Here is a 22,705-nt window from a genome sequence, read left to right as displayed (position 1 = left end):
AGCACACGGGAGCCGGACAATTGACGCCGCATCATCGCCCTGGGGCCGGACAGGCCGCCCCACGAGTGGAGGTGATGGTGTGTCAGGCAGACTTCTGCGGTCCGTCTGTACGGCGGCGCTCGCCGTCCTGGTCGCGATGCCGTACGCCGCACCGGCCGGCGCGGCACCGGCGCCGGCACCGGCACCCGACAGCAGCGCCCCGCGCAGCGTCTCCGAACTGCTCACCGAGATGCGGAAGCTGTATCAGCAGGCCGAGGAGGCGACCGAGGACTACAACGCCACCGAGGTGAAGCTGAAGGCGCAGCAGGCCAAGGCGAAGAGCGTGGGCGCCGGTCTCACCGGCGCGCGCGAGGCCCTGGTGCGCAGCCGGACCCAGATCGGGCAACTGGCCCGCCAGCAGTACCAGGGCACCTCCGAACTCTCCTCCTACGTCCAGCTGTTGCTCGCCGACGACCCCCAACACGCGCTGGATCAGCAGCATCTGATGGAGCGCGCACAGCGCGACCGGCTGTCGACCGTCGCCCGCTACACCAACGGCGAGAGGCGCGCCGACGCCCTCGCCGCCCAGTCCCGGAAGATGCTCACCGAACAGCAGGCGCTCGCCGCGAAGCAGAAGAGGCAGCGCGACGCGGTCCGGGCGAAGCTGGCCGACGTCGAGAAGATGCTCGCCTCGCTCACCGCCGAGCAGATCGCGGCGATCGCCGAGCGCGAGGAGGCCGACACCGACAAGGCCCAGAAGGAGCTGATCACTTCGGGCGCGCTCGGTGACGCGGCGACGGAGAGGGAGACGGCAACGGAGACGGGGGCGGGGACGGGGACGGGGACGGGGACCGCGACGAGGAGTCTGGCGCGCGGTCTGCGGGCGCCGTCGACCGGTGGCGGCGAGGCACTGACCTACGCCGTCGAGCAGATCGGCAAGCCGTATCTGTGGGGCGCGGAGGGCCCGGACTCGTACGACTGCTCGGGGCTCACCTCACAGGCATGGGCGCGCGCCGGGGTGACCGTGCCCCGTACGAGCCAGGAGCAGTGGGCGCGGCTGACCAAGGTGAAGCTGAGCGAACTGCGCCCCGGCGACCTGGTGGTGTACTTCCCGAAGGCCACCCATGTGGCGATGTACCTCGGCGAGGGAAGGGTGATCCACGCACCGCGCCCCGGCGGCCGTGTGAAGGTCTCCCCCCTCGCGTCGAACCCGCTGCTCGGCGCCGTACGCCCCGATCCGGACGCGGTGTCGCTGGACAGCAAGTCGTACGAGCCTCCGGAGCTGCCGCCGGACGCGACCGAGGGCACCGACACCGGCAACGACACGCAGTCGGGACGGACCGGTTGAGCGCGGCGCGTCAGCCGGTCGTGACGCTTTCGCCGCCGACGGCCGCGAGATACGCGTCGGTCTTTTCGGCGTCGTAGAAGAAGTGCTCGAAGTCCGACGGGTCGTTGAAGCCGTTCGCGAACCGGTCGGCGATCGGCTGGTGCCGGCCCGCCGCGTCGAACAGTCTCAGCACATGCTCCGGCGCCGGGGCGAGCATCGCGTTCGTCCACCGGGTGGTGTGCCGCGCGCTCTCCCAGTGGCGGTCGAACGTCGCCCGCATCCACGCCTCGTCGAACTCCCGGTCACCGTGCGCCACGATCGACTCCAGATACGAAGCGGCGCATTTGGAGGCCGAGTTGGAGCCCTGTCCGGTGAGGGGGTCGTTCGCCACGACGACGTCGGCGACACCGAGGACGAGTCCGCCGCCCGGCAGCCGTCCGACGGGGTGGCGGACGGTGGGCGTGTAGCGGCCGGTCAGTGTGGCGTTCGCGTCGGTCAGCTCGACCTTCATGGCGCGGGCGTACTCCCAGGGCGTGTAGCGCTCCATCAGCTCCAGCGTCAGCGAGAGATGGTCTGCCGGGTCGTCGACGCCCTGGAAGACGTCGACCGGGCCACCGGGCACGCCCTCCCAGAACAGGATGTCCGCGCGGCCGGAGACGGTCAGCGTCGGCATCACGAAGAACTCCCCCACGCCCGGCACGAGATTGCAGCGGACGGCGTCGAACTCGGGGTGTTCGGGGCGCGGGCCCAGCCCATGCACGTACGCGACGGAGAGCGCCCGCTGCGGTGCGGCGTACGGGGAACGGGCGGCGTCCCTGCCGAACATCGCGACCAGCTCGCCCTTGCCGGCCGAGACGAGGACGAGGTCGTACAGGCGGGAGAAGTAGTCCAGGTCGGACACGGCCGCACCGTGGATGACGAGTTGGCCGCCGCGCTCGGCGAACGTCTCCATCCAGCCGGCCATCTTGATCCGCTGGTCGACGGACTGGGCGATCCCGTCGAGCCTGCCCACCCAGTCGACCGCGCGTGAGTGGCCGGAGGAGAGGGACGAGAGCGAGGAGAGGGAGGAGAGCGACGAGTCGGGCGTGGCGACCGAGACGCCGAGGCCCTCGACGCGCGGGGCCTGGGGCTCCCAGAAGGCCAGTTGGAGATCGCGCTCGTGCTGGAGCGCGGTGTGGAACATGCACTGGGTGGACATGACGCGGCCGGACCGGAGTTCGTCGGGCGTGCGGTTGGACAGCAGGGTGATCTCGTACCCGTGCGCCTGGAGTCCGAGGGCGAGCTGGAGGCCGGACTGTCCGGCGCCGACGACGAGTATCTTCCGCATGGCGGGTTTCTCCGTATGTTGCTGCCTGCTTGCCTGCCTGCTGTCAGGCTATGTGGATACCGCTTCGAGGGCATGGGCCACCAGGGCCAGCAGCGTCTCGACGACGGTGATCCGCCGGCGCGCGTCCATGATCATCACGGGAACGTGCGCCGGTACGGTGAGCGCTTCCCGTACGTCCTCGGCCTCGAACGACTCGGTGCCCTCGAAGTGGTTGACGGCGACGACGTACGGCAGGCCGCAACTCTCGAAGTAGTCGAGCGCCGGGAAGCAGTCGGAGAGCCTGCGGGTGTCGGCCAGGACGACGGCGCCGATCGCGCCCCGGACCAGGTCGTCCCACATGAACCAGAAACGCTGCTGGCCGGGGGTGCCGAAGACGTACAGCACGAGGTCGTCGTCGAGCGTGAGGCGGCCGAAGTCCATCGCGACGGTGGTGGACGTCTTCTCGGGGGTGGCCGCGAGATCGTCGATCCCCTCGCTGGCGCGCGTCATCACCGCCTCGGTGCGCAGCGGCCTGACCTCGGAGACCGAACCGACGAAGGTCGTCTTGCCCACGCCGAAGCCGCCCGCGACCACTATCTTGGTCGCGACAGGGGCCCTGGTGCGGTCCAACTGCCAGTCGCGCGGGGCTTCTTCGGCGACGGTCGGCGCGTGGGCCGGGGCGGCGGACGCATCGTCGGACGGGGCGACGGACGCGTCGTCGGACGTGTCAGAGACGGCGGAGTCCACCCAGCACCCTCTCCAGCAGCGCCCGGTCCGGGTGACCGCTGTCGTGGCCGGTCCCGTACACACGGATCTTTCCCTGGTCGGCCAGATCGCTGAGCAGCACCCGGACGACGCCCAGCGGAATTCTGAGCAGCGCCGAGATCTCGGCGACGGTCCGCATCCGCCGGCACAGTTCGACGATGGCGCGCATCTCCGGCATGACGCGTGACGCGGCGCCACCGGGACCGCCTGTGGCGCCCGCACCGCTCGCCGCCAGTTCCTTGCGCTCCTCGGACGCCTCCAGCGCGGCGACGAACGTCTCGACCAGCAGCACATGGCCGAAGCGCGTCCTGCCGCCGGTCAGCGAGTACGGGCGTACGCGCGCGACACGGCGGTCGGCGCCGCGTCCGGACGGGCCGCGGGCGGGGAGCCCGCGGGCCGATCCGGTCGCGGGCACCGATGTCATCGGGCGCTCTCCATCGACTTGCGCAGCTCGCTGCGGAGTTCGGGGGTCAGTACGTGTCCGGCCCGGCCCACGAACATCGCCATGTGGTACGCCACGACATGCATGTCGCAGTCGGCGCCCGCGTGCAGGCCGAGCAGCGAACCGTCGCTGATCGACATGACGAAGACACTGCCCTCCTCCATCGCGACCATGGTGTGCTTCACACCGCCGCTGTCCATCAGTTCGGCCGCACCGAGGGTGAGACTGCTGATGCCGGAGATGATGGTCGCGAGGTCGGCGCTGGAGCCGCGCGGGCTCTCGTTCGCGCCCGCGCTGTCCGCCGCGTCGTGCTGTGCCGGGTCCGAGGAGAGAAGCAGCAGCCCGTCCGACGAGACGACCGCGACGGAGCGTGCTCCGCGTACCTCCTCCACGAGATTCGTCAACAGCCAGTGGAGATTGCGGGCTTCACTGCTCAGTCCGAATGTGCCGGTCGCCGTCAACTGCGTGCCTCCTCGACAGTTTCCCCCGTCTCATCCGTACGAGCGCCGGTCCCCTCCGCCGCGTCCTGCTGCCGTGGTACTGAACTGGTCTGCTCTGAACTGCTCTGCTTCCCCACGTCGGTCTGCTCCAAAAGCTCGGCGTCGGCGTCGCGCCTGCCGTCCTTGACCCCTCGGTGGAAACCACCGAGCCTGCGGCGCAACGCGTCCGCGTCGACGCTACCCGGCCGATCGGGCGTCGTGGCGGCGGGCTTGAGGAGTTTCGGGGTGCGCTTGGGCAGTCCCTTGTCCGTGACGGCGTCGACGACGGGCTCGGTGACCGGGTCCGTGACGGGGTCCGTGGCCGGGTCGGAGACAGACTCGGTGACGGGCTCGGCGGCGGGCTCCACGGGCGCGTCCGTGACCGGATCCGCCTGCGCGTCCGTGACCGGCTCCGTAACCAGGTCCGCCTCGTCCGCGATGTCCGCGACGCGCTCGTGCGCGTCCGGGCCGATGGCGTACGGGTCGGCGACCGGCGGCGCCGTCAGCGGGTCACGGCCCGAACGGCTGTGCAGCTCATTGGAGTTGGCCTCCGCGACCGACCCCGGCAGCAGCAGCGTCGGCGCCGTGCCGCCCACCGTCGACCGGGGCGGGGCAGCGAGCGGCGGGACCGTCGGGAGCAGGGCCTGCGGCAGTACGACGACCGCCACGAGTCCGCCCTGCTGGTGCTCGCGCAGTGTGATCTCGACGCCGTGGCGCGAGGCGAGCAGCACGGCGACGCGCAGGCCGAGCCCGTCCTCGCCGGTGCCGTCGCCGGCACCGGCTTCGTTGCCGTTGCTCCTGCCCTTGCCCTTGCCGTCGTTGGCCGCCTTCTTCGCCGCCTTCGCCGCCTTGCCCGGCTTCCCTGCCCCGCCCGGCTGCTTGTCGGTCTTCTCCGGGCCGGTGAGCCGTTCGTTGAGTTCGGCGATCCGCGCCGCGGGCATGCCGATGCCCTTGTCCTGCACCGAGAGCATCACGTCACCGCTCTCCAGCAGCCAGCCCGACAGCTCGACCTGGGCGTCGGGCGGCGAGAACGACGTGGCGTTCTCGAGGAGTTCGGCGACGAGATGGCTGATGTCGTCGGCGGCGAAGCCCGCCAGCTGGGCGCGCGGGGGCAGCGACTGGATGGAGACCCGCTCGTACTCCTCGATCTCGCTCACGGCCGCGCGCAGCACGTCGACGAGCGGCACGGGCCCCGGGTATCCCCCGCCGGGCTCGTGCCCGGCGAGCACCAGCAGGTTCTCGCTGTGCCGGCGCATGACCGTGGCCAGGTGGTCGATCTTGAAGAGGACACCGAGCCGGTCCGGGTCCTGCTCGCGCTCCTCCAGGCTCTCGATGACGCCGAGTTGGCGTTCCACGAGGCCGAGCGTGCGCAGCGAGAGATTCACGAACGTGTGGTGGACGGTGTCCCGAAGCGCTTCCAGTTGCGCGTTGATGTCGGCGATCCGCTGCTGGAGTTCGTCGCGCTGGTCGGCCATCGCCTGCCGGGCGCCGATCAGTCCGGTGCGCTCGTTGTTGAGCTTGTCGGCGCGGGCCGACACGTCGAGGAGCGTGGCGTGCAGGCTGTTGAGGGACCGTACGACCTGACCGAACTCGTCGTTGCGGCCGGTGAAGCGGACCGGTTCCTCGGTCGTGGGCTCGGAGGCGAGGCGGGCGGCGCCGATCCGGACGACGGCGAGCGGCCGGGTGAGCGTGCGCGCGACGGCGGTGGACGCGCCGACGGCGACGATCAGCAGCCCGCCGAGGAGCGCGATGCTCAGCTCCAGGGAGGTGACCCCGTCGTCGCGTAGCCGCTCCAGCCGCTTGAGTTCACCGGAGCCGATGCCGGACTCGACGCCGCGCATCTGCTCGATACGGCTGGACAGTGACGAGGCGACCTTCTCCTGATCGGCGTCGCGGTCCTTGTCGGAGAGTTCGGGGCTGTCGGCAAGGCTGGAGAGGTACTTCTCGGCCGCGCTGACCTCGGGCCCGGTGACGGTCGTGGCGAGGGAGTCGCGCGCCACGGTGCCCGCGGACTGGTCGAAGTCGGCGAGTGAGGCCAGTTCATGGACGCGGGACTGCTGGGCGGCGGCGCTGAGCGCGTCGCGCGTGCGGTCGTTCTCGGCGGCCTCGCCGCCGTCGTCGGGCTGGACGGGGAGACCGGTGACCGGGTCGTACTGCGGTGCGGTGCTCTTGGGCTCCGGTACGGCGAGCGCGGCCAGCAGCAGACCACGGGTGGCCGACGCCTGCTCGACGGCGCGGCCGAGGGCGGCGGGGGCGCGGGTGCCGTCGGCGGCCTCGGGCGGCGTCTTCTCCGCGACCTCGTCGCTGATGGCGTGCAGTTTGGCGATGACGTCCGTGTACGCCTGGTACGCCTCAAGCGCGGTGCCCTTGCCGGTGAGGGCGGTGCGGCGGATGGACGGGACGGTGGAGAGGTCCCTGCGCAGGCCGGGAGAGGCCGCGGCGTCGATCTCGTCGATCTGCCGGTCGACGCGGGTGGCGGGGGCGCCGCCGGGCACGTTGTCGGCGTCGTCGCCGCTGTCGCCCTCGGGCTCCTCGCGGCCTCCGGCGATATGGACGACGACCTCGTCGCGCTCGTCGGCGAGGGAATGGGCGAGCACGGCCGTCTGCCGGTTCAGCTCGGCGAGGGTGACCAGGCGCTGGGCGTCGGTCAGTTCGGACGAGGAAGCCAGGACCGCGGGCAGGCCCGCCGCGACGACGGTGGCGCCGACGACGGCGACCGCGACGACCAGCCGACTGCGTACGCGTACGGGCTTCCCGGCGGGGGCCGCGGTCACGTCGGCCGCACCGGTCGCACCGGTCGGTACCGCCTTACGGGGCTCGGCCGAGCCCTGGGACCCGCCGCGCGTGCCGCTCTTGCCCCGAGGCCGCTTCTTCTGCACCGGTGCTCGCATTCTCGACTCGTCCGCCCATGGAGCGGAGATGACGTCCGGTCACACCCGGATAACCCCTCCACCCCTGGCACGGCTTCCGACCATTCCAGCGTTTCTCGGAGGGGGCGCGTATCGGCCGCTCCGCCACCTGAACGAGTGAACATCAAGGAGGAGTTGGCGAACAACTCGCGCGGGCGCACGGCACGGATGTGCAGGGTGGGGCGGTTGGAACTTAGGCGTCAGCTTTGGCAGGATGCCGGGCCACATCGTCGCGGAACGGCTCATTCCGGCCATCGTTCCGGCCATCCGTAGGCACGACGCCGACGCCCTGCGCAGGAGAGCGTACGCCGGGCACGTCGCGGTGCGGGCACCGGACGGGGCCGCACGGGCGGGCGCGGCACCGGGCGGGGGCGTACGAGGGCGTACGGGGCAGCTCGGGCAGACTGGGATTCATGCGCATCGACATCGCCACCGCCCCCGGCAGCCACCCCCGCCCGAACGAGGACTGGACCGCCGTGGCCGCGCCCTCCGCCGGCAGCGGCGGCACGCTCGTCGTACTGGACGGCGTGACGCCTCCGCCGGGCGACGACGGCTGTGTGCACGGCGTGCCGTGGTTCACCGCGCGACTGGGCGGGGCGCTGACCGAACTGTCCGCTTCACGGCGGGAGATGAGCCTCGCCGATGTCCTGGCGGAGTCCATCCGGCGTACGGCCGACGCCCACCGCGCGACGTGTGACCTTTCTCACCCACGAACGCCTCAGGCGACCGTGGTCATGGCGCGCTGGAACGCGGACACGGTCGAGCATCTGGTCCTCTCGGACTCGACCCTTCTCGTGGAGTCGCCGGACGGCGAGGTGCGGGCCGTCGTGGACGACCGGCTGGACCGGGTCCCGCGCGAGGTGCGCCGCCGGGCCGCCGCGACGGACGCCCTGCGCAACGCGGAGGGCGGCTTCTTCACAGCCGCCGTCGACCCGGGTGTGGCGGCGAAGGCCGTGACGGGGCGGACGCCCGTCTCGGAGGTTCGGGCCTTCGTGGGGCTCACCGACGGGGCGGCGCGCTGGGTGGAGGTGTTCCGGGAGGGCGACTGGGCGGACTGTCTGGCGCTGGTCAGGAAGAGCGGACCGCAGGAGCTGATCGACCGGGTGCGGGCGGCGGAGTCCGCCGACCCGGACGGGACCGCCTTCCGGCGGGGCAAGCCGTACGACGACGCGACGGTCGTGTACGTCGAGCCGTAGCCACGTAGCGCCGTTGTGCCGTAGCGCCGCCGCCCCCGCTGGTCGCCCCCGTCGATCGGCCCGCGGCCGTGATCGGCTTCAGCTCTCCGCGCGCGCGTTCAAGTGATGCAGCAGCCGTGCCAGTTCGGCGACCTCCGCCCGGTCCCAGTCCGCGAGTTTGCGCACGTACCGCTCGCGCCGTGCGTCGCGCACCCGGCGGAAGCGTGCGACCCCCTCGCCGGTGAGCCGGACCAGCGAGGCGCGCCCGTCGGCCGGGTCGGGCTCGCGTGTGACCAGTCCGAGTGCCTCCAGGGCGTGCAGTTGACGGCTCATCGTCGCCTTGCCGACGCCGAAATAGACGGCGAGATCGGTGGCGCGCTGATGACCGGTCTCCTCCAGGCGTACAAGAAGTCCGTAGGCGGCCGGCTCCAGTTCGGGGTGGACTTCGCGCGCCATTTCACCGGAATTGGCTCGGGCGCGGCGCAGAAAGACGGCCAACTCCCGTTCCAGCGCCAGGAATTCGTGGTCCACATCACTTTTTGCGGCCGGTTCGGGTTCATTCGCCGTACTGTCCCCGTGCACGTCAGCACCCATAACACCCATCGCGCGCTTTCCCGCTCCTGAAAGTTTTCCGTCGCCGCGGCCCATTGCCGCAGCTCCGTCATTATTTCGCAGGTTTATACCAACGGCACCGGCTTGCGCCCCTTCCGCCGCTCCGTCGGCCCCCCGTAGCGTCATACACAGCGCGAGTGTTGGCATGTCCACTCCTAGACATGTCGACATGTCATGAGCTCCCCCCTCGAACGTTCTCGGAGGCACGAACATGTCCGTGCACAGATCCAGAACCTCAGGGCGCCGCCGCCTCACCCTGGCGGGCGCCCTCCTCGCGGCTCTCGCTCTTCTCCTCACTCTGCCGGGCGCGGCGAGCGCCGACGGCACCCCCCGCACCTCGGACATCCCCCCGCGCGGCTCGGCCCACATGGGCATGGGCGTCATCGAGCACGACGGCCAGGGCGGCGTCCCGGCGCCCGCGAACCGGGCGGTGCAGACCGAGGGCGTCGACGTCTCCAGCCACCAGGGGAACGTCAACTGGTCGTCCCTGTGGAGCAGCGGCGTGAAGTGGTCGTACGTGAAGGCCACGGAAGGCAACTACTACAAGAACCCGTACTTCGCGCAGCAGTACAACGGCTCGTACAACATCGGCATGATCCGCGGCGCCTACCACTTCGCGACGCCGAACGACTCCAGCGGTGCCAACCAGGCCAACTACTTCGTCGACGGCGGCGGCGGCTGGTCGCGCGACGGCAAGACCCTTCCTGGTGTGCTGGACATCGAGTGGAATCCGTACGGCGCCGCCTGCTACGGCAAGACGCAGGCGCAGATGGTCGCGTGGATACGGGAGTTCCTGAACACGTACAAGGCGCGTACCGGCCGTGACGCCGTGATCTACACGGCGACCAGCTGGTGGACCCAGTGCACGGGCAACTACGCGGGCTTCGGCGCCACGAACCCGCTCTGGGTGGCGCGTTACAACACCACGGTGGGTGAACTCCCGGCCGGCTGGGGCTTCTACACGATGTGGCAGTACACCTCCACGGGGCCCATCGTGGGCGACCACAACAGGTTCAACGGCGCGCTCGACCGGGTCGTGGCTCTCGCGAACGGCTGACACCGGGCGACGGCGGCCTCGACCGGAAACGGAGGGCCGGTCGAGGCGGATCGCCGGCAGCCGTGGAAGAACGGGAGGGACCCCCCGGCGCCGAGTGCCGGGGGGTCCCTCTCGGTCGTTCCGCGCGCTACGTGCGGCGCGGGTGACGCGGGCGCTCACGCCGCGACGGGGATCTCCGTCGCCGTTGCCGCCGTCGCCGAGGACAGGGCGATGTCCAGGACCTGGCGTACATCCGTCACCGGGTGCACCTGGAGCTTCTCCAGGATCTCGGCGGGGACGTCGTCCAGGTCCGCCTCGTTCCGCTTCGGGATCACGACGGTCGTGATGCCCGCCCGGTGCGCGGCCAGCAGCTTCTGCTTCAGACCGCCGATGGGCAGGACCCGCCCGGTCAGCGAGACCTCGCCGGTCATGGCGACATCCGTACGGACCTGGCGTCCGCTCAGCAGCGAGGCGAGCGCCGTCGTCATCGTGATGCCCGCGCTCGGACCGTCCTTGGGCACCGCGCCCGCCGGGAAGTGGATGTGCACGCCCCGGTCCTTCAGATCGGCCACGGGCAGCTCCAGTTCGGCGCCGTGCGAGCGCAGGAAGGAGAGCGCGATCTGCGCGGACTCCTTCATGACGTCGCCCAGCTGGCCGGTCAGGGTCAGACCCGAACCACCCGTCTCCGGGTCGGCCAGCGACGCCTCCACAAAGAGGACGTCTCCGCCCGCGCCGGTGACGGCGAGGCCGGTGGCCACGCCCGGCACCGCGGTGCGCCGCTCGGCCGGGTCCTGGGCGGACTCGGGCACATGGTGCGGCCGGCCGATCAGAGCGCGCAGATCGCCGTCTCCTACGGAGAAGGGCAGTTCGCGCTCGCCCAGCTCGTGCTGTGCGGCGACCTTGCGGAGCAGTCGGGCGATGGAGCGCTCCAGGTTACGTACGCCCGCCTCGCGGGTGTACTCGCCCGCGAGCTTGCGCAGCGCGTCGTCCTCAAGTGTGACCTCGCCGGTCTCCAGACCGGCCCGCTCCAGCTGCCGGGGCAGCAGGTGGTCGCGTGCGATGACGACCTTCTCGTCCTCGGTGTAGCCGTCGAGCCGGACCAGCTCCATACGGTCGAGCAGGGCCTCCGGGATGGCTTCCAGGACGTTCGCGGTGGCGAGGAAGACCACGTCGGAGAGGTCGAGTTCGACCTCCAGGTAGTGGTCGCGGAAGGTGTGGTTCTGTGCCGGGTCGAGGACTTCGAGGAGGGCGGCGGCCGGGTCGCCCCGGTAGTCGGAGCCGACCTTGTCGATCTCGTCGAGCAGGACGACCGGGTTCATCGAACCGGCCTCCTTGATCGCCCGGACGATACGGCCGGGCAGCGCGCCCACGTACGTACGCCGGTGGCCCCGGATCTCCGCCTCGTCCCGGACACCGCCGAGCGCGACACGGACGAAGGAGCGTCCCATGGCGTGCGCGACGGACTCTCCCAAGGAGGTCTTGCCGACGCCGGGCGGGCCGACGAGAGCGAGGACGGCGCCGCCGCGGCGGCCTCCGACCACACCGAGTCCGCGGTCGTCACGGCGCTTGCGGACGGCCAGATACTCCGTGATCCGTTCCTTCACGTCCTCCAGGCCCGCGTGCTCGGCGTCGAGGACGCGCTGGGCGCCCCGGATGTCGTACGCGTCCTTGGACCGCTCGTTCCACGGCAGTTCGAGGACGGTGTCCAGCCAGGTGCGGATCCACGAGCCCTCGGGGCTCTGGTCGGACGACCGCTCCAGCTTGTCGACCTCCTTGAGGGCGGCCTCGCGGACGTGCTCCGGCAGATCGGCGGCCTCCACACGGGAGCGGTAGTCGTCGGACTCGTCCCCGGGGTCGCCGTTCAGCTCGGACAGTTCCTTGCGTACGGCGTCGAGCTGGCGCCGCAGCAGGAACTCACGCTGCTGCTTGTCCACGCCCTCCTGGACGTCCTTGGCGATGGACTCGGCGACGTCCTGCTCGGCGAAGTGCTCGCGGAGCTGGTCGGTCGCCGTCTTCAGCCGGGCCACCGGGTCGGCGGTCTCCAGCAGCTCGACCTTCTGGGCCGTGCTGAGGAACGGCGAGTAGCCGGCGTTGTCGGCGAGCTGCGAGACGTCCTCGATCTGCTGGACACGGTCCACGACCTGCCAGGCGCCGCGCTTCTTCAGCCAGTCGGTGGCGAGAGCCTTGTATTCCTTGATCAGTTCGGTGACGGACCCGGGCAGCGGGTCGGGCACGGTCTCCTCGACGCGCAGCCCCTCGACCCACAGGGCCCGGCCGGGCCCGGACGTACCGGCGCCGATCCTGACGCGGCCCCTGCCGCGGATCAGGGCGCCGGGGTCGCCGTCGGAGAGCCTGCCGACCTGCTCGACGGTCCCGAGGACGCCGGTCCCCGCGTATGCCCCGTCGAGGCGCGGCACGAGCAGCACCTTCGGCTTTCCCCCGTCGGAGTCGTCGCCGGCGGCAGCCTGGGCGGCCTCCACGGCGGCACGTACTTCGGTGTCGGACAGGTCCAGCGGCACCACCATCCCCGGCAGCACGACCTCGTCGTCGAGCGGCAGCACGGGCAGGGTGAGCGGTGTGGACGTGGCAGCCATGGTCTCCCCTTCGGCAGTCAAAAAGTTGAGCTATGTGGACTCAATGCTTGTGAGCCTGCGGTTGTTCCCCGGATACCCGGGGTGGGTGTTCGCTCTGAGCGATCGGACCGCCGGGGCGCGCGGCGGCCTGTCGGTGGGCGCTTGAAGTTCGCACTACGAACCAATATCGTTCGTGGCACGAACTAATTTTCCTGTGCGTGGGGAGCCGATGTGATGAGCGGGACAGACAGCACCGATGAGAGCGGGCGCGCGGCGGACGGTGCGCGGGCGGTTGTCGTGGTCGTCGGTGGCGGGTACGGCGGGGCGACCGTCGCCAAGGCGCTGGACGAGGGGGCCGATGTCGTCCTCGTCGAGCCGAAGGACGCGTTCGTGCACGCCGCCGGATCGTTGCGCGCGCTGGTGCGGCCGGACTGGGCGGGCAACATCTTCTTTCCGTACGACAGACTCCTGAAGCGCGGCAGGGTCGTCCGCGAGCGTGCCGTCTCCGTGGACACGGGCGGCGTCACCCTGGCGTCCGGCGCGCGCGTGGACGCCGACTACCTCGTCCTGGCCTCGGGCTCCGGCTATCCCTTTCCGGCCAAGATGGACACGGACGTCACCGCCGAGGCGCTGGAGCGGATACGCGCGGCGCACAAGGAACTGGCGGGCGCCGAGCGGGTGCTGATCGTCGGCGCCGGGCCCGTGGGGCTGGAGCTGGCGGGCGAGATCAAGGCCGTATGGCCGAAGAAGGCGGTGACGGTCGTGGACCCGGCCGAGCAGCTGATGCCCGCCTTCGCGCCGGAGATGCGGGACGACCTGCGCCGACAGCTCGACGCGCTGGACGTGGAGCTGCGGCTGGGCACGGCGCTCGCGCGGGAGCCGTCGGCCGTGCCGGGGCGGGCGGGGGCGTTCACCGTCCCGACGGTGGGGGGCGGGGAGCTGGCCGCCGACATCTGGTTCCGCTGCCACGGGGTGACCACCAGTGGGGACTACCTCGGCGAGGAGCTGGCCCCGGCCCGGACACCGCGGGGCCAGGTGAGCGTGACGGACACGCTCAACGTCGACGCGCGCGGCCAGGTGCACCGGCACGTCTACGCGCTCGGCGACCTCGCCGCTCTCGCCGAGTCGAAGATGGCCGGCCACGCGGTGCGGCACGCCGCCGTCGTCGCGGCGAACATCCTCGCGCAGATACGGGGCGAGGACGCGGCCTCCGTGTACCGGCCGTCCCCCGTCCCCTCGATCCTGCTGCCGCTCGGCCCGCACGGCGGTGTCGGTCAGGTGCCGTCGCCCGACGGGCCGTCCGTACTGAGCGCGGCGGCGGTCTCTCAGTACAAGGGGGCGGATCTGGGGACCGCGCGGTTCGTGGAACTGTTCGGCACCGCGTGAAAGCCCCGGGGACTCAGCCGCCGGCGGCCGGGGTCTCCGCGAAGACCGCCGGCACCTCGTTGTCGCGCACCACCCGGGCGAGCAGCTCCGCGAGCCGGTCGCGGTCGCCCGCGTCGAGACCCGAGGGCAGCGCGTCGACGGCGCGGCGGGTCGCCTCGTAGAACGCGTCCACGAGCACCCGCCCCTCCTCGGTGAGCGCGACCCGCACCGCGCGCGCGTCGTGCGGTTCCGGCTCACGCCGCACGAGGCCGCGCTGGGCGGTCCGGTCGACCAGACCGGTGAGGCTCGACTTCGCGAGCCCGAGCATCGCGCCCAGCTCGCTCATCCCGTACGGCTGAGGCATCAGCACGCAGAGCAACTGCCCCTGCTGCGGGGGCAGTCCGTACTCCCGGCTGACCTTCGCGTAGACGGCGTTCACCAGGAACGAGGAACGTACGAGCGCGGTGACGACCCCCATACGGTCAGCCTCAGCCTTTGCCATACGGCCAGGGTACGGCTCCGGGACGGCGGCGAATCCGGCCCGGCAGCGCCGTAAGGGCCGGGGCGGCAGCGCCGTAAGGAGGTGGAGAGGCCGATCGACCGGGGCAAGAACTGGGCTCACCGGCCACTCCCCCTGTCGCCGGTTACAGCGCCAGCTCTTTACGGGCCCTCAGCTTGTGGTGTCGGGGTTCTCAGGGTCGACGTTGTCGAGATAGAACCTGGTCGAGGTGATACGCGTCCCGTCGACCCACAGAATGACCACACCCCGGGTGAGGAACCGCTGCCCGTCGCGAGTCGTTCCCCGGATCTCCCATTCGCTCCACAACTCGTCGCCGTTCTCGACCGACCGGAGCACCTCGGCCACCAGATCCGGTACGTGCTCGAAGAGACCCGTCCAGGTTCTCCGTACGTTCTCGCGCCCGACGAAGCTGCGCTGCGGGTGGAGGGGCAGGTCCGAGCGGTAGTCCTCGGTGTAGCAGTCGACCATCCCATCGAGATCGTGGCTGGTTATGGCCTGTTCCAGGCGCTTGAGTACTTCTGTGGCGGACATAGTGCTTCACCGTTCCACGAATTGACTTCTTGGGTCTGGTTCGCTGAGCAGGACGAAGCAGGCGCCTACACGTCGCCCGTGGTGATCAGCTTGATCAGGGCGTCCGCCGCGGGCGCGGAGGAGGCCGGGTTCTGGCCGGTGATCAGCAGACCGTCCTTCAGGACGTAGGGCTGCCAGTCGTCGGTCTTGGAGTAGAGGCCGCCGAGCCTGGTCAGCTCGTCCTCGACAAGGAAGGGGACGACATCGGTGAGCTGGACGGCCGCCTCCTCGGAGTTGGCGAATCCGGTGACCTTCCGGCCCGCCACCAGCGCGGTGCCGTCCTCGTTGACGGTGTGCCGCAGCACGCCGGGCGCGTGGCACACAAGTGCCACCGGCTTGCCCGAGCGCAGGGTCGACTCGATCAGCCGCGCGGAGACGGTGTCCTCGGCCAGGTCCCACAGCGGTCCGTGCCCGCCGGAGTAGAAGACCGCGTCGAAGTCGCCGGCCGAAACCGCGTCCAGGCGCACGGTGTTCGCCAGTGCCTCGGTCGCCTCCGGGTCGGCCTCGAAGCGCCGGGTGGCGTCGGTCTGGAAGTCGGGCTCATTGCTCTTGGGGTCCAGCGGCGGCTGCCCGCCCTTCGGGGAAGCAAGCGTGATCTGCGCGCCGGTCTCCTTGAAGCGGTAGTACGGCGCCGCCAGTTCCTCCAGCCAGAACCCGGTCTTACGGCCGGTGTCGCCGAGCTCGTCGTGCGAGGTGAGAACGATGAGAACCTTCATGGCGCGCTCCAATTGATGAGATGGGTCTGCTGCCGACTGAGCCCCATTGCACGGGGCGTACGGGTGGATTTCCCGCGGTCCTTCAATGGTTCGGTGAAGGCGGTCGGACTCCTGGTCGTGACGCGGCGAAATGACTCCGCAGAGAAATGAACCTCCGGCCTTGCCCAGGCGACTGTGCGTCGCTGCCCGCATCCGCGAACCACTGCTGATGCCACGACAATCATGGCCCACCCCGGACGGTTCAGCGGGCACCCTCTGTCAGGCGTTCATCCCTCCGTCGATGGTGAGGACTGAACCGGTCATGTATGAGGAGGCCGGGCTTGCCAGGAAAGCCACGAGGGCCGCCACCTCGTCGGTCGTGCCGTATCGCCCGAGTGGCACAAGGCTGCGGATGTAGTCGGCGTCGGCGCCGTCGCCGGGGTTCAGCGCGGTGTCTACAGGGCCGGGCTGCACCAGATTGACAGTTATGTTGGCCGGGCCGAGTTCACGCGCCAGACCTCGGGTGAATGAGTGGTGGGCGGACTTGGTCAGCGCATAGAGGGTCACTCCGGAGAACGGCACACGGTCTCCGTGCGTCGAGCCGATGGTGATGATGCGACCCCCGTCTTTCAGATGAGGGATGGCAGCCCGCGTGGTCAGCACGGTTCCGCGCACGTTGACGTGCAGAACGGTGCTGATGTCGTCCGGGCTGAGGTCGACGAGGTCGCCATGGCGGATGGTTCCGGCGTTGTTGACGAGCACATCGAGGCCGCCCAGCTCGCGGACCGCGTGTTCCACCAACCGTTCGTTGGCGTCGGGATCGGCGCTGTCCGCCTGAAGAGCAATGCCGCGCCGCCCCTCACGTTCGATCTGATCGACGACGTCCTGTGCTCGGTCGGCGGCGCGTTCGTAGCTGATGGCGACGTCGGCGCCGTCTCTGGCGAGTGCCAGGGCGATCGCGGCGCCGATACCGCGTGAGCCACCCGTCACCAGAACTTGTTTGCCTTCCAGCTCTTTCATGCTTCTTTCCTCTACGGAGTCGATCTGCAATTCCTCACGGTTCTCGCGGCCGGGCCGGATGTCCGCGAGGTGACCGCGGACATCCGGCCGAGATGTCGCCGGCGTCGCTCATGCCTGTCCGGGAGGACCGGTCGGCCGGGCCGGCCGAGGCGTGAAGCGAGACATTTGCCGTCAGTGCCGTCAGTGCCGTCAGTGCCGGACGCCGGTTCGCGCGGCTTGTTCGACTCGGGCGATGAGGCGGCTGTTGTGGGCGGCGTGGGTGAAGCCCGGGGTGTGGTGGGTGCCGTTGGTGATGTCGCGGGCGAGGCTGGCGTAGACCTCGCCGACGTTGATGGACGCGCCTGTCCAGATGTCGGCGGCGGTGGGTCCGGTGCCGGTGGCGACGGGGCTGTCGGGTGGGGTGAAGTCCGCGCTTGACGACAGTGCGAGGTCGCCGACCTGGACGCCCGCGGGGTGGTTGCCGGTCAGTTTCAGCCAGCCGTCGGCTCCGCGAATCTCCATGCTGAAGTGGGCGTCCGGTACGGGCACGCCGGCCAGGATCTGTACTCCGACCGGAGCGCCTGACGCGGTCTTCAGGATGGCGTCGAGGTGGTCCGGGACCTCGCGGACGGTTGTGGCGCCGGTGTCGGCCAATTTGACCTCCGGCCAGAGGAGTTCGGTGCGCGCGTCGATTTCGGTGATGTCGCCGAGGACCGTTTCGATGACGTCCAGGACGTGGCCTGCCGCGATGGTCAGGAAGCCGGCGCCTGCCGCTGCCTTGTCGAAGTACTCGTAGGCGCTGGCCGATTCCGGGCCGTTTCCGAAGGTCGTCGCGGTGACCCGTGCCGAGAGCAGCCGGCCGAGGCGGCCCTGCGCGATGATGTCCGCGGCGCGGCGTACGGAGGGGTTGAGGCGGCCTTGCAGGCCGATCGCGGTGTGGAGCGAGCCGGCCGCGCCGGCCATCTCTTCCGCCTGTGCCACGGTGGTGCCCAGGGGGGATTCCGAGTACACGGCCTTGTTCGCCGCCAGGGCGGCGAGGACCAGTTCGCGGTGGGCCGGGACCTTGACCGCGACGGTGACGAGGTCGATCGAGGGGTCTTCTATGAGCGCGTAGGGGTCGGCGAACCACCGCTTGGCGCCGAAGGTCTCGGCGGCGCGGCGTGCGCTGTCTTCGTGCCGGGTCGCCACGGCCTCCAGGGAGAACTGCGGCTGCGCCGCGAGTGCGGGGATGTGGGATGCGCCTGCCCAGCTCGCTTTCGTATCGGCTCCGATGATGCCGACACGGATCACTTTGTTCTGCACGATGTCCAGTTCCGTTCGTTCGTCGTTCGTCATTCGTGGTTCGTCGTTCGTCGTTCGTCGTTCGTTTGGCTTCGGTCGCGGTACGGGCGGGCCGTGCCGCGAGGGTCGCCCCTGCTTCATGGGGGGGGCGGGTGCCAGGCGTCGCTTCTAGAGGTCGATCACGGCCATGTCGGGCTCGGCGTGGCGGGCGCCGGACGCGGGCGTCAGATCCCGCAGGCGGGCGAGGTGGTCGGGAGTGAGCCGGATGCTGTCGGCGGCGGTGTTCTCCTCCAGCCGGTCGATGCGCTTCGTTCCCGGAATGGGCGCGATGCCCTCGCCCTGGGCGAGCAGCCAGGCCAGGGCGACCTGCGCGGGCGTCGCTCCGACGTCGGCGGCGATCTCGACCACCTGGTCGACGATGCGCAGGTTGCGTACGAAGTTGTCCCCGGTGAAACGGGGATTGGTGCGCCGCCAGTCGTTGGTGTCCAGGCCGTCGAGGGAGCGGATGTCGCCGGTGAGGAAGCCGTGCCCGAGCGGCGAGTAGGGGACCAGTCCGATCCCGAGCTCTCGCAGCGTGGGCAGCACGTCCGGTTCGGGGTCGCGTGTCCACAGCGAGTACTCGGTCTGGACGGCGGACACCGGATGGACGGCATGGGCGCGGCGGATCGTCGCCGCGGACGCCTCGGACAGTCCGATGTGGCGCACCTTGCCCGCCGTCACCAGGGCGCTCAGTGCTCCCACGGTCTCCTCGACGGGGGTGCCGGGGTCGGTCCGGTGCTGGTAGTAGAGGTCGATGTGGTCGATTCCCAGCCGCCGGAGCGAGCCGTCGACGGCCGCTCGGATGTTGGCGGGGGTGCCGTCGAGACCGGGTCGGCCGGTGTGGGAGACGAGACCGAACTTGGTGGCGAGCACGACCTGGTCCCGGCGGCCCCTGATCGCGCGGCCCACCAGTTCCTCGTTCACGTAGGGCCCGTACACCTCAGCGGTGTCCAGATGCGTGACACCGAGGTCCAGCGCGCGGTGGATGGTGCGGATCGACTGGGCTTCCTCACGTCCGGCGCCCGTGTAGAACGCCGACATGCCCATCGCACCGAGCCCGATACGCGAGACCTCGAGCCCGCCCAATGATGTGACCTGCATCCCGTAGTCCTTTCCTGGATCGATGTGGCGTTCCGTTCGAACTTGATGCGTCAATAATTACACCAGTCGACTTGAAGCGTCAACAACTCCTGTTGGTGTTGCCGCACGACAGACAGCGCAGCGGTAGACAAGGCGGCGCCGGACGCGCCTGCCGCGGAAGCACCGCCCGCTCAGCCTCGTTGCGGCGTCGGCAGTTCCACGCTCAACTGCGTTGGCGGGCACGCCGGTTGCCGTTCGCGGCCGGGCGTGGTGGCTGTCGTGCTTGGTTGCGGAATTGTGCGGGTGATGTGCCGACGACGCGGCGGAAGGCGGTGCTGAAGGCGCTTTCATGCACGGCGCGCAGGGCGGCGCCGATGCCGTCCTCGTTGAGGGCGCCCAGCCAGCCGGTGGGCCGGTCGGTCTGGCCGGCGTGGGCGCGGAGCATGTGGACGAGCAGGATCTGTGCGAGGTGGTTCTGCACCAGTGCGCCGCCGGGGCCGTCGAGTCGGCCACCGGATCTCCGAAACCGAGCACCGAGCACCGACGACACCTACTGGACGATACGTAAAGAACGACGGACTGTGCGTCATGGATAGTCTCCCCGATCTCCCGCAGGATCGACAGCGAACGGATCGGAACGGCATCGAGACAGTGAGGGATTCGGCCATCTCCCGTCTCGGCTGACCGATGCCCTCCCGCTCATCCCCTCTCACCACAGCAACACCCCGACTCCAACCAGCTGCTCCGGGCGCGGCGCACGGACCGCTTCAGCGCGCCGTCGGGACGCCCCCGGAGCGAACACATCGAGCATCAGGAGCGAAGATGGGCAAGGAGACACGTACCAAGGTTCTCGTTCACGGAGTTCCCGAGACCTCCGCCGTCTGGGAGCCGCTGCTGGAGGAGCTTGAGAAGCTCGGGCACCGTGATGTGGTGCCGCTGTCGCCGCCCGCTTTCGGAGCGCCCCGGCCCGACGGTTTCAGCGCCACCGTTGAGGGCTACCGGGACTGGCTGGTGGGGGAGCTTTCCGCGTTCGGCGCACCTGTGGACCTTGTCGGTCACGACTTCGGCGGCGTGCACGCCGTCAATGTGGCGATCAGCCGTCCGGATCTTCTGCACAGCTGGGTCTCGGACGTGGCCGGCCTCTTCGAGCCCGACTACGTGTGGCACCCCCATGCGCAGATCTGGCTGACGCCGGGCGAGGGTGAGCGCACCGTCGCAGAAGTCTTCGGGGCGGAGCTTCCCGACCGTGCGGCGACCATGGCCCAGTGGGGCATCCCGGCGCCGACTGCCGGGAAGATCGCGGCCGGTCAGGGCGCGGAGATGGGTGAGGCCATCCTCTCCCTCTACCGTTCCGCCCGGCAGCCCGCGCTGGCGGACAGAGGCCGTGACCTGGCCTCGGCCGCCGCCCGCCCGGGCCTGGTACTGATCGCCACCGAGGACCACGCGGTCGGCAGTCCGGCGCAGCGGCACCGGGCCGCCGAGCGGGCCGGCGCCCGGTCGGCGACGCTCACGGGGCTCGGGCACTGGTGGATGCTGGAGGATCCCGCGCGGGGCGCGAAGGTCCTCGCGGAGTTCTGGGAGGGCCTCCCGGCGTGACACCCCGTGGAGGTGACGTACCGCGCCCGGTCCGGCCCACGCGTCTTCGGGGAGACCGAGGCGGAACCGGGCGCGCGCCGGACTCCTCCCACGCCTCGCAGTCGCTCCGCCCGGACCGGGCGCCCGTACCCGCACGGCACACCCACACGCGCACCCGCACGACGCACCCGCACCCGCGCGACCACTCCCCTCACCGCCCCCGTTTGTCGTCGCCCCGCTCCCCCCGCGAGGATGTCGGCGGGCATGTCAGCGGACATGTCCGCCGCTGAACCGAGGAGACACCCCCGTGCCCGACCCCACCTCCGAAGCGGCCGACGACCGCCCCGTCACCCTCGACCGGCGTGACGGCCCGTACGGCGAGGTCGTCCTGAGGAGGCGGCCGAGCAGCGATCCCGGCGGCGGTGACATCCACGAGATCATCGCCAACGGCACGTTCCTGATGGACACCTCCGACGGCCGGTCCGAGCGCCTGCTGATCGACGCCGCGCAGGCCGCCCTCGCCCCCGACCGCCGCGACGGCCGGCCCTCCGTGCTCATCGGCGGGCTCGGCGTCGGCTTCTCCCTCGCACACGCCGCCGCCGACGAGCGCTGGGGCCGGATCGTGGTGGTCGAGCGCGAGCAGGCCGTCATCGACTGGCACCACCAGGGACCGCTCGCCCGGATCTCCGGCGCCGCGCTCGGCGACCCCCGCACTGTGATCCTCCACACCGATCTTGTCGCCTACATCCGTACGGAGGTCGAGGACTCCGACACGACGGAGGCCCCCGGCGAGCCCGGCGACGAGCCCTTCGACACCTACGACGCCCTCTGCCTCGACATCGACAACGGGCCGGACTGGACCGTCACGGACGAGAACGCGAGCCTTTACACACCTGGCGGACTGGCCGCCTGCCGGGCCCGGCTCAACCCCGGCGGAGTGCTCGCCGTCTGGTCCGCGCAGCCCTCCCCGGCCTTCGAGGAAGCACTGCGGAATGCCGGTTTCACCGGGGTTAGGACGGAAGAGATCCAAGTTGCCCGGGGCGTCCCTGACGCGGTCCACCTCGCCGTTCGCCCTGCGTAGCCGGGAGCCCTCCGGTGCCTCTACGCTGCTCCTCACACACGGGATCCACCAACTGCGCGCAGACGGTGGATCGAGGAACACGGATCGCGGAACGTACCAGGGGCGGGGCGATGGAGCAGACACACACCAGCCAGAACGGGGTCGCGGCCACTCCCGGCGCGCAGCGCCGTGTGCTCGTGGTCGAGGACGACGCGACGATCGTGGACGCCATCGCGGCCCGGCTGCGTGCCGAGGGCTTCGTCGTCCAGACGGCCGTCGACGGCCCGGCCGCGGTGGACGCCGCCGAGGCGTGGCAGCCGGATCTGATGGTGCTCGACGTGATGCTGCCCGGCTTCGACGGTCTGGAGGTCTGCCGCCGCGTCCAGGCGCAGCGTCCGGTGCCGGTGCTGATGCTGACGGCGCGCGACGACGAGACCGACATGCTCGTGGGGCTCGGTGTCGGGGCCGACGACTACATGACCAAGCCGTTCTCGATGCGGGAGCTGGCGGCCCGGGTGCATGTGCTGCTGCGAAGGGTGGAACGCGCGGCGCTGGCCGCCGTGACGCCGCGCAGCGGCATCCTGCGGCTCGGTGAGCTGGAGATCGACCACGCGCAGCGCCGGGTGCGGGTGCGCGGCGAGGACGTCCATCTGACGCCCACCGAGTTCGACCTGCTGGTCTGTCTGGCGAACACACCGCGCGCGGTGCTCTCGCGGGAGCAGCTGCTGGCGGAGGTGTGGGACTGGGCGGACGCCTCGGGCACCCGTACGGTCGACAGCCACATCAAGGCGCTGCGCCGGAAGATCGGCGCGGAGCGGATCCGTACGGTGCACGGGGTGGGGTACGCCCTGGAGACACCGGCGCCATGAGCCGGTCGCCGGGCGGCAGAGGCGAGCGGGACGAGGGCTCGGGGCGTAC

The 22,705-nt window shown here is 70.6% G+C and carries 21 protein-coding genes; 7 read left to right on the top strand and 14 right to left on the bottom strand.

All coding sequences use genetic code 11. The features are described 5' to 3' along the window. Window positions 1-79: 79 nt before the first annotated feature. Entirely contained in the window at window positions 80-1,327 is a 1,248-nt protein-coding gene (locus ACFYNU_RS05195) for an NlpC/P60 family protein (RefSeq protein ID WP_356586469.1), read from the top strand. A 10-nt stretch (window positions 1,328-1,337) separates the two neighbouring features. On the opposite strand, the gene ACFYNU_RS05190 is transcribed toward ACFYNU_RS05195, so the two are convergent. From ACFYNU_RS05190 to ACFYNU_RS05170, 5 genes are read right to left on the bottom strand one after another with little or no spacing between them, the layout of a single operon-like run. Further along, the gene (locus ACFYNU_RS05190) at window positions 1,338-2,633 is read right to left on the bottom strand and encodes a styrene monooxygenase/indole monooxygenase family protein (RefSeq protein WP_356586467.1); all 1,296 of its coding nucleotides are present in this window, start codon (window positions 2,631-2,633) and stop codon (window positions 1,338-1,340) included. Window positions 2,634-2,681: 48 nt separating this feature from the next. Continuing rightward, on the bottom strand, window positions 2,682-3,359 hold the full coding sequence (locus ACFYNU_RS05185; protein ID WP_356586465.1) for an ATP/GTP-binding protein: 678 nt from the start codon (window positions 3,357-3,359) through the stop codon (window positions 2,682-2,684). After that, window positions 3,340-3,801 (bottom strand): DUF742 domain-containing protein, encoded by a 462-nt coding sequence (locus ACFYNU_RS05180; RefSeq protein WP_356586463.1) that lies wholly within the window; start codon window positions 3,799-3,801, stop codon window positions 3,340-3,342. Before ACFYNU_RS05180 ends, ACFYNU_RS05185 begins: the two co-directional genes overlap by 20 nt. Then, window positions 3,798-4,280 (bottom strand): roadblock/LC7 domain-containing protein, encoded by a 483-nt coding sequence (locus tag ACFYNU_RS05175; protein ID WP_356586461.1) that lies wholly within the window; start codon window positions 4,278-4,280, stop codon window positions 3,798-3,800. The genes ACFYNU_RS05180 and ACFYNU_RS05175 overlap by 4 nt, the downstream gene beginning before the upstream one ends. Continuing rightward, window positions 4,277-7,177, bottom strand: coding sequence for a nitrate- and nitrite sensing domain-containing protein (locus ACFYNU_RS05170; RefSeq protein WP_388765337.1), 2,901 nt, complete (start codon window positions 7,175-7,177; stop codon window positions 4,277-4,279). The genes ACFYNU_RS05175 and ACFYNU_RS05170 overlap by 4 nt, the downstream gene beginning before the upstream one ends. A gap of 443 nt (window positions 7,178-7,620) precedes the next feature. Here ACFYNU_RS05170 and ACFYNU_RS05165 point away from each other — a divergent pair, with 443 nt between their 5' ends. Then, the gene (locus ACFYNU_RS05165) at window positions 7,621-8,403 is read left to right on the top strand and encodes a protein phosphatase 2C domain-containing protein (RefSeq protein WP_356586457.1); all 783 of its coding nucleotides are present in this window, start codon (window positions 7,621-7,623) and stop codon (window positions 8,401-8,403) included. 78 nt (window positions 8,404-8,481) lie between these two features. Here the strand turns inward: ACFYNU_RS05165 and ACFYNU_RS05160 are convergent, their stop codons facing one another. Further along, complete coding sequence (locus tag ACFYNU_RS05160) at window positions 8,482-8,976, bottom strand: MarR family transcriptional regulator (RefSeq protein ID WP_356586595.1); 495 nt, start codon at window positions 8,974-8,976, stop codon at window positions 8,482-8,484. A 229-nt stretch (window positions 8,977-9,205) separates the two neighbouring features. Between ACFYNU_RS05160 and ACFYNU_RS05155 the strand changes: the two genes are divergently transcribed. Next, complete coding sequence (locus ACFYNU_RS05155) at window positions 9,206-10,051, top strand: lysozyme (RefSeq protein ID WP_356586455.1); 846 nt, start codon at window positions 9,206-9,208, stop codon at window positions 10,049-10,051. Window positions 10,052-10,206: 155 nt separating this feature from the next. On the opposite strand, the gene lon is transcribed toward ACFYNU_RS05155, so the two are convergent. After that, window positions 10,207-12,624, bottom strand: a complete 2,418-nt coding sequence (lon, locus tag ACFYNU_RS05150; RefSeq protein WP_356586453.1) for an endopeptidase La — start codon at window positions 12,622-12,624, stop codon at window positions 10,207-10,209. Between the two features lie 213 nt (window positions 12,625-12,837). On the opposite strand from lon, the gene ACFYNU_RS05145 reads away from it, so the two are divergent. Then, window positions 12,838-13,989, top strand: a complete 1,152-nt coding sequence (locus ACFYNU_RS05145) for an FAD-dependent oxidoreductase (RefSeq protein WP_356586451.1) — start codon at window positions 12,838-12,840, stop codon at window positions 13,987-13,989. A 13-nt stretch (window positions 13,990-14,002) separates the two neighbouring features. On the opposite strand, the gene ACFYNU_RS05140 is transcribed toward ACFYNU_RS05145, so the two are convergent. The 7 genes from ACFYNU_RS05140 to ACFYNU_RS05110 form a co-directional block, all read right to left on the bottom strand. Then, window positions 14,003-14,446: a MarR family transcriptional regulator gene (locus tag ACFYNU_RS05140; protein ID WP_356586593.1), complete on the bottom strand. Its 444-nt coding sequence runs from the start codon at window positions 14,444-14,446 to the stop codon at window positions 14,003-14,005. Window positions 14,447-14,638: 192 nt separating this feature from the next. Then, on the bottom strand, window positions 14,639-15,019 hold the full coding sequence (locus ACFYNU_RS05135; protein ID WP_356586449.1) for a nuclear transport factor 2 family protein: 381 nt from the start codon (window positions 15,017-15,019) through the stop codon (window positions 14,639-14,641). 65 nt (window positions 15,020-15,084) lie between these two features. Further along, the gene (locus ACFYNU_RS05130; protein ID WP_356586447.1) at window positions 15,085-15,774 is read right to left on the bottom strand and encodes a type 1 glutamine amidotransferase domain-containing protein; all 690 of its coding nucleotides are present in this window, start codon (window positions 15,772-15,774) and stop codon (window positions 15,085-15,087) included. Window positions 15,775-16,032: 258 nt separating this feature from the next. Next, the gene (locus ACFYNU_RS05125; protein ID WP_356586445.1) at window positions 16,033-16,803 is read right to left on the bottom strand and encodes an SDR family oxidoreductase; all 771 of its coding nucleotides are present in this window, start codon (window positions 16,801-16,803) and stop codon (window positions 16,033-16,035) included. Window positions 16,804-16,962: 159 nt separating this feature from the next. Then, on the bottom strand, window positions 16,963-18,087 hold the full coding sequence (locus ACFYNU_RS05120) for a Gfo/Idh/MocA family oxidoreductase (RefSeq protein ID WP_356586443.1): 1,125 nt from the start codon (window positions 18,085-18,087) through the stop codon (window positions 16,963-16,965). Window positions 18,088-18,201: 114 nt separating this feature from the next. Further along, the gene (locus ACFYNU_RS05115; RefSeq protein WP_356586441.1) at window positions 18,202-19,173 is read right to left on the bottom strand and encodes an aldo/keto reductase; all 972 of its coding nucleotides are present in this window, start codon (window positions 19,171-19,173) and stop codon (window positions 18,202-18,204) included. A 202-nt stretch (window positions 19,174-19,375) separates the two neighbouring features. Continuing rightward, the gene (locus tag ACFYNU_RS05110) at window positions 19,376-19,702 is read right to left on the bottom strand and encodes a hypothetical protein (protein WP_388765161.1); all 327 of its coding nucleotides are present in this window, start codon (window positions 19,700-19,702) and stop codon (window positions 19,376-19,378) included. Between the two features lie 272 nt (window positions 19,703-19,974). Between ACFYNU_RS05110 and ACFYNU_RS05105 the strand changes: the two genes are divergently transcribed. The 3 genes from ACFYNU_RS05105 to ACFYNU_RS05095 all read left to right on the top strand — a co-directional run bounded on the left by ACFYNU_RS05105 (window position 19,975) and on the right by ACFYNU_RS05095 (window position 22,656). After that, the gene (locus tag ACFYNU_RS05105; protein WP_356586437.1) at window positions 19,975-20,748 is read left to right on the top strand and encodes an alpha/beta hydrolase; all 774 of its coding nucleotides are present in this window, start codon (window positions 19,975-19,977) and stop codon (window positions 20,746-20,748) included. Between the two features lie 286 nt (window positions 20,749-21,034). Further along, window positions 21,035-21,808: a spermidine synthase gene (locus ACFYNU_RS05100; RefSeq protein ID WP_356586435.1), complete on the top strand. Its 774-nt coding sequence runs from the start codon at window positions 21,035-21,037 to the stop codon at window positions 21,806-21,808. A 110-nt stretch (window positions 21,809-21,918) separates the two neighbouring features. Further along, window positions 21,919-22,656: a response regulator transcription factor gene (locus tag ACFYNU_RS05095; protein WP_023538700.1), complete on the top strand. Its 738-nt coding sequence runs from the start codon at window positions 21,919-21,921 to the stop codon at window positions 22,654-22,656. The last annotated feature ends 49 nt before the right edge of the window (window positions 22,657-22,705 follow it).

This window comes from Streptomyces sp. NPDC006643 (genome assembly GCF_042870175.1).
In the GTDB taxonomy this organism is placed as follows: domain Bacteria; phylum Actinomycetota; class Actinomycetes; order Streptomycetales; family Streptomycetaceae; genus Streptomyces.
Note: the sequence above shows the minus strand (reverse complement) of the source record. Positions and strands in the feature narration are given on the sequence as shown.

What these genes read in the sequence shown, in the direction of transcription:
- ACFYNU_RS05190 (WP_356586467.1), bottom strand. Translation starts at nt 2,633, where the DNA reads ATGCGGAAGATACTCGTCGTCGGCGCCGGACAGTCCGGCCTCCAGCTC.
- ACFYNU_RS05180 (WP_356586463.1), bottom strand. Translation starts at nt 3,801, where the DNA reads ATGACATCGGTGCCCGCGACCGGATCGGCCCGCGGGCTCCCCGCCCGC.
- ACFYNU_RS05165 (WP_356586457.1), top strand. Translation starts at nt 7,621, where the DNA reads ATGCGCATCGACATCGCCACCGCCCCCGGCAGCCACCCCCGCCCGAAC.
- ACFYNU_RS05160 (WP_356586595.1), bottom strand. Translation starts at nt 8,976, where the DNA reads ATGGGTGCTGACGTGCACGGGGACAGTACGGCGAATGAACCCGAACCG.
- ACFYNU_RS05155 (WP_356586455.1), top strand. Translation starts at nt 9,206, where the DNA reads ATGTCCGTGCACAGATCCAGAACCTCAGGGCGCCGCCGCCTCACCCTG.
- lon (WP_356586453.1), bottom strand. Translation starts at nt 12,624, where the DNA reads ATGGCTGCCACGTCCACACCGCTCACCCTGCCCGTGCTGCCGCTCGAC.
- ACFYNU_RS05145 (WP_356586451.1), top strand. Translation starts at nt 12,838, where the DNA reads ATGAGCGGGACAGACAGCACCGATGAGAGCGGGCGCGCGGCGGACGGT.
- ACFYNU_RS05140 (WP_356586593.1), bottom strand. Translation starts at nt 14,446, where the DNA reads ATGGGGGTCGTCACCGCGCTCGTACGTTCCTCGTTCCTGGTGAACGCC.
- ACFYNU_RS05135 (WP_356586449.1), bottom strand. Translation starts at nt 15,019, where the DNA reads ATGTCCGCCACAGAAGTACTCAAGCGCCTGGAACAGGCCATAACCAGC.
- ACFYNU_RS05130 (WP_356586447.1), bottom strand. Translation starts at nt 15,774, where the DNA reads ATGAAGGTTCTCATCGTTCTCACCTCGCACGACGAGCTCGGCGACACC.
- ACFYNU_RS05120 (WP_356586443.1), bottom strand. Translation starts at nt 18,087, where the DNA reads ATGACGAACGACGAACGAACGGAACTGGACATCGTGCAGAACAAAGTG.
- ACFYNU_RS05115 (WP_356586441.1), bottom strand. Translation starts at nt 19,173, where the DNA reads ATGCAGGTCACATCATTGGGCGGGCTCGAGGTCTCGCGTATCGGGCTC.
- ACFYNU_RS05105 (WP_356586437.1), top strand. Translation starts at nt 19,975, where the DNA reads ATGGGCAAGGAGACACGTACCAAGGTTCTCGTTCACGGAGTTCCCGAG.
- ACFYNU_RS05095 (WP_023538700.1), top strand. Translation starts at nt 21,919, where the DNA reads ATGGAGCAGACACACACCAGCCAGAACGGGGTCGCGGCCACTCCCGGC.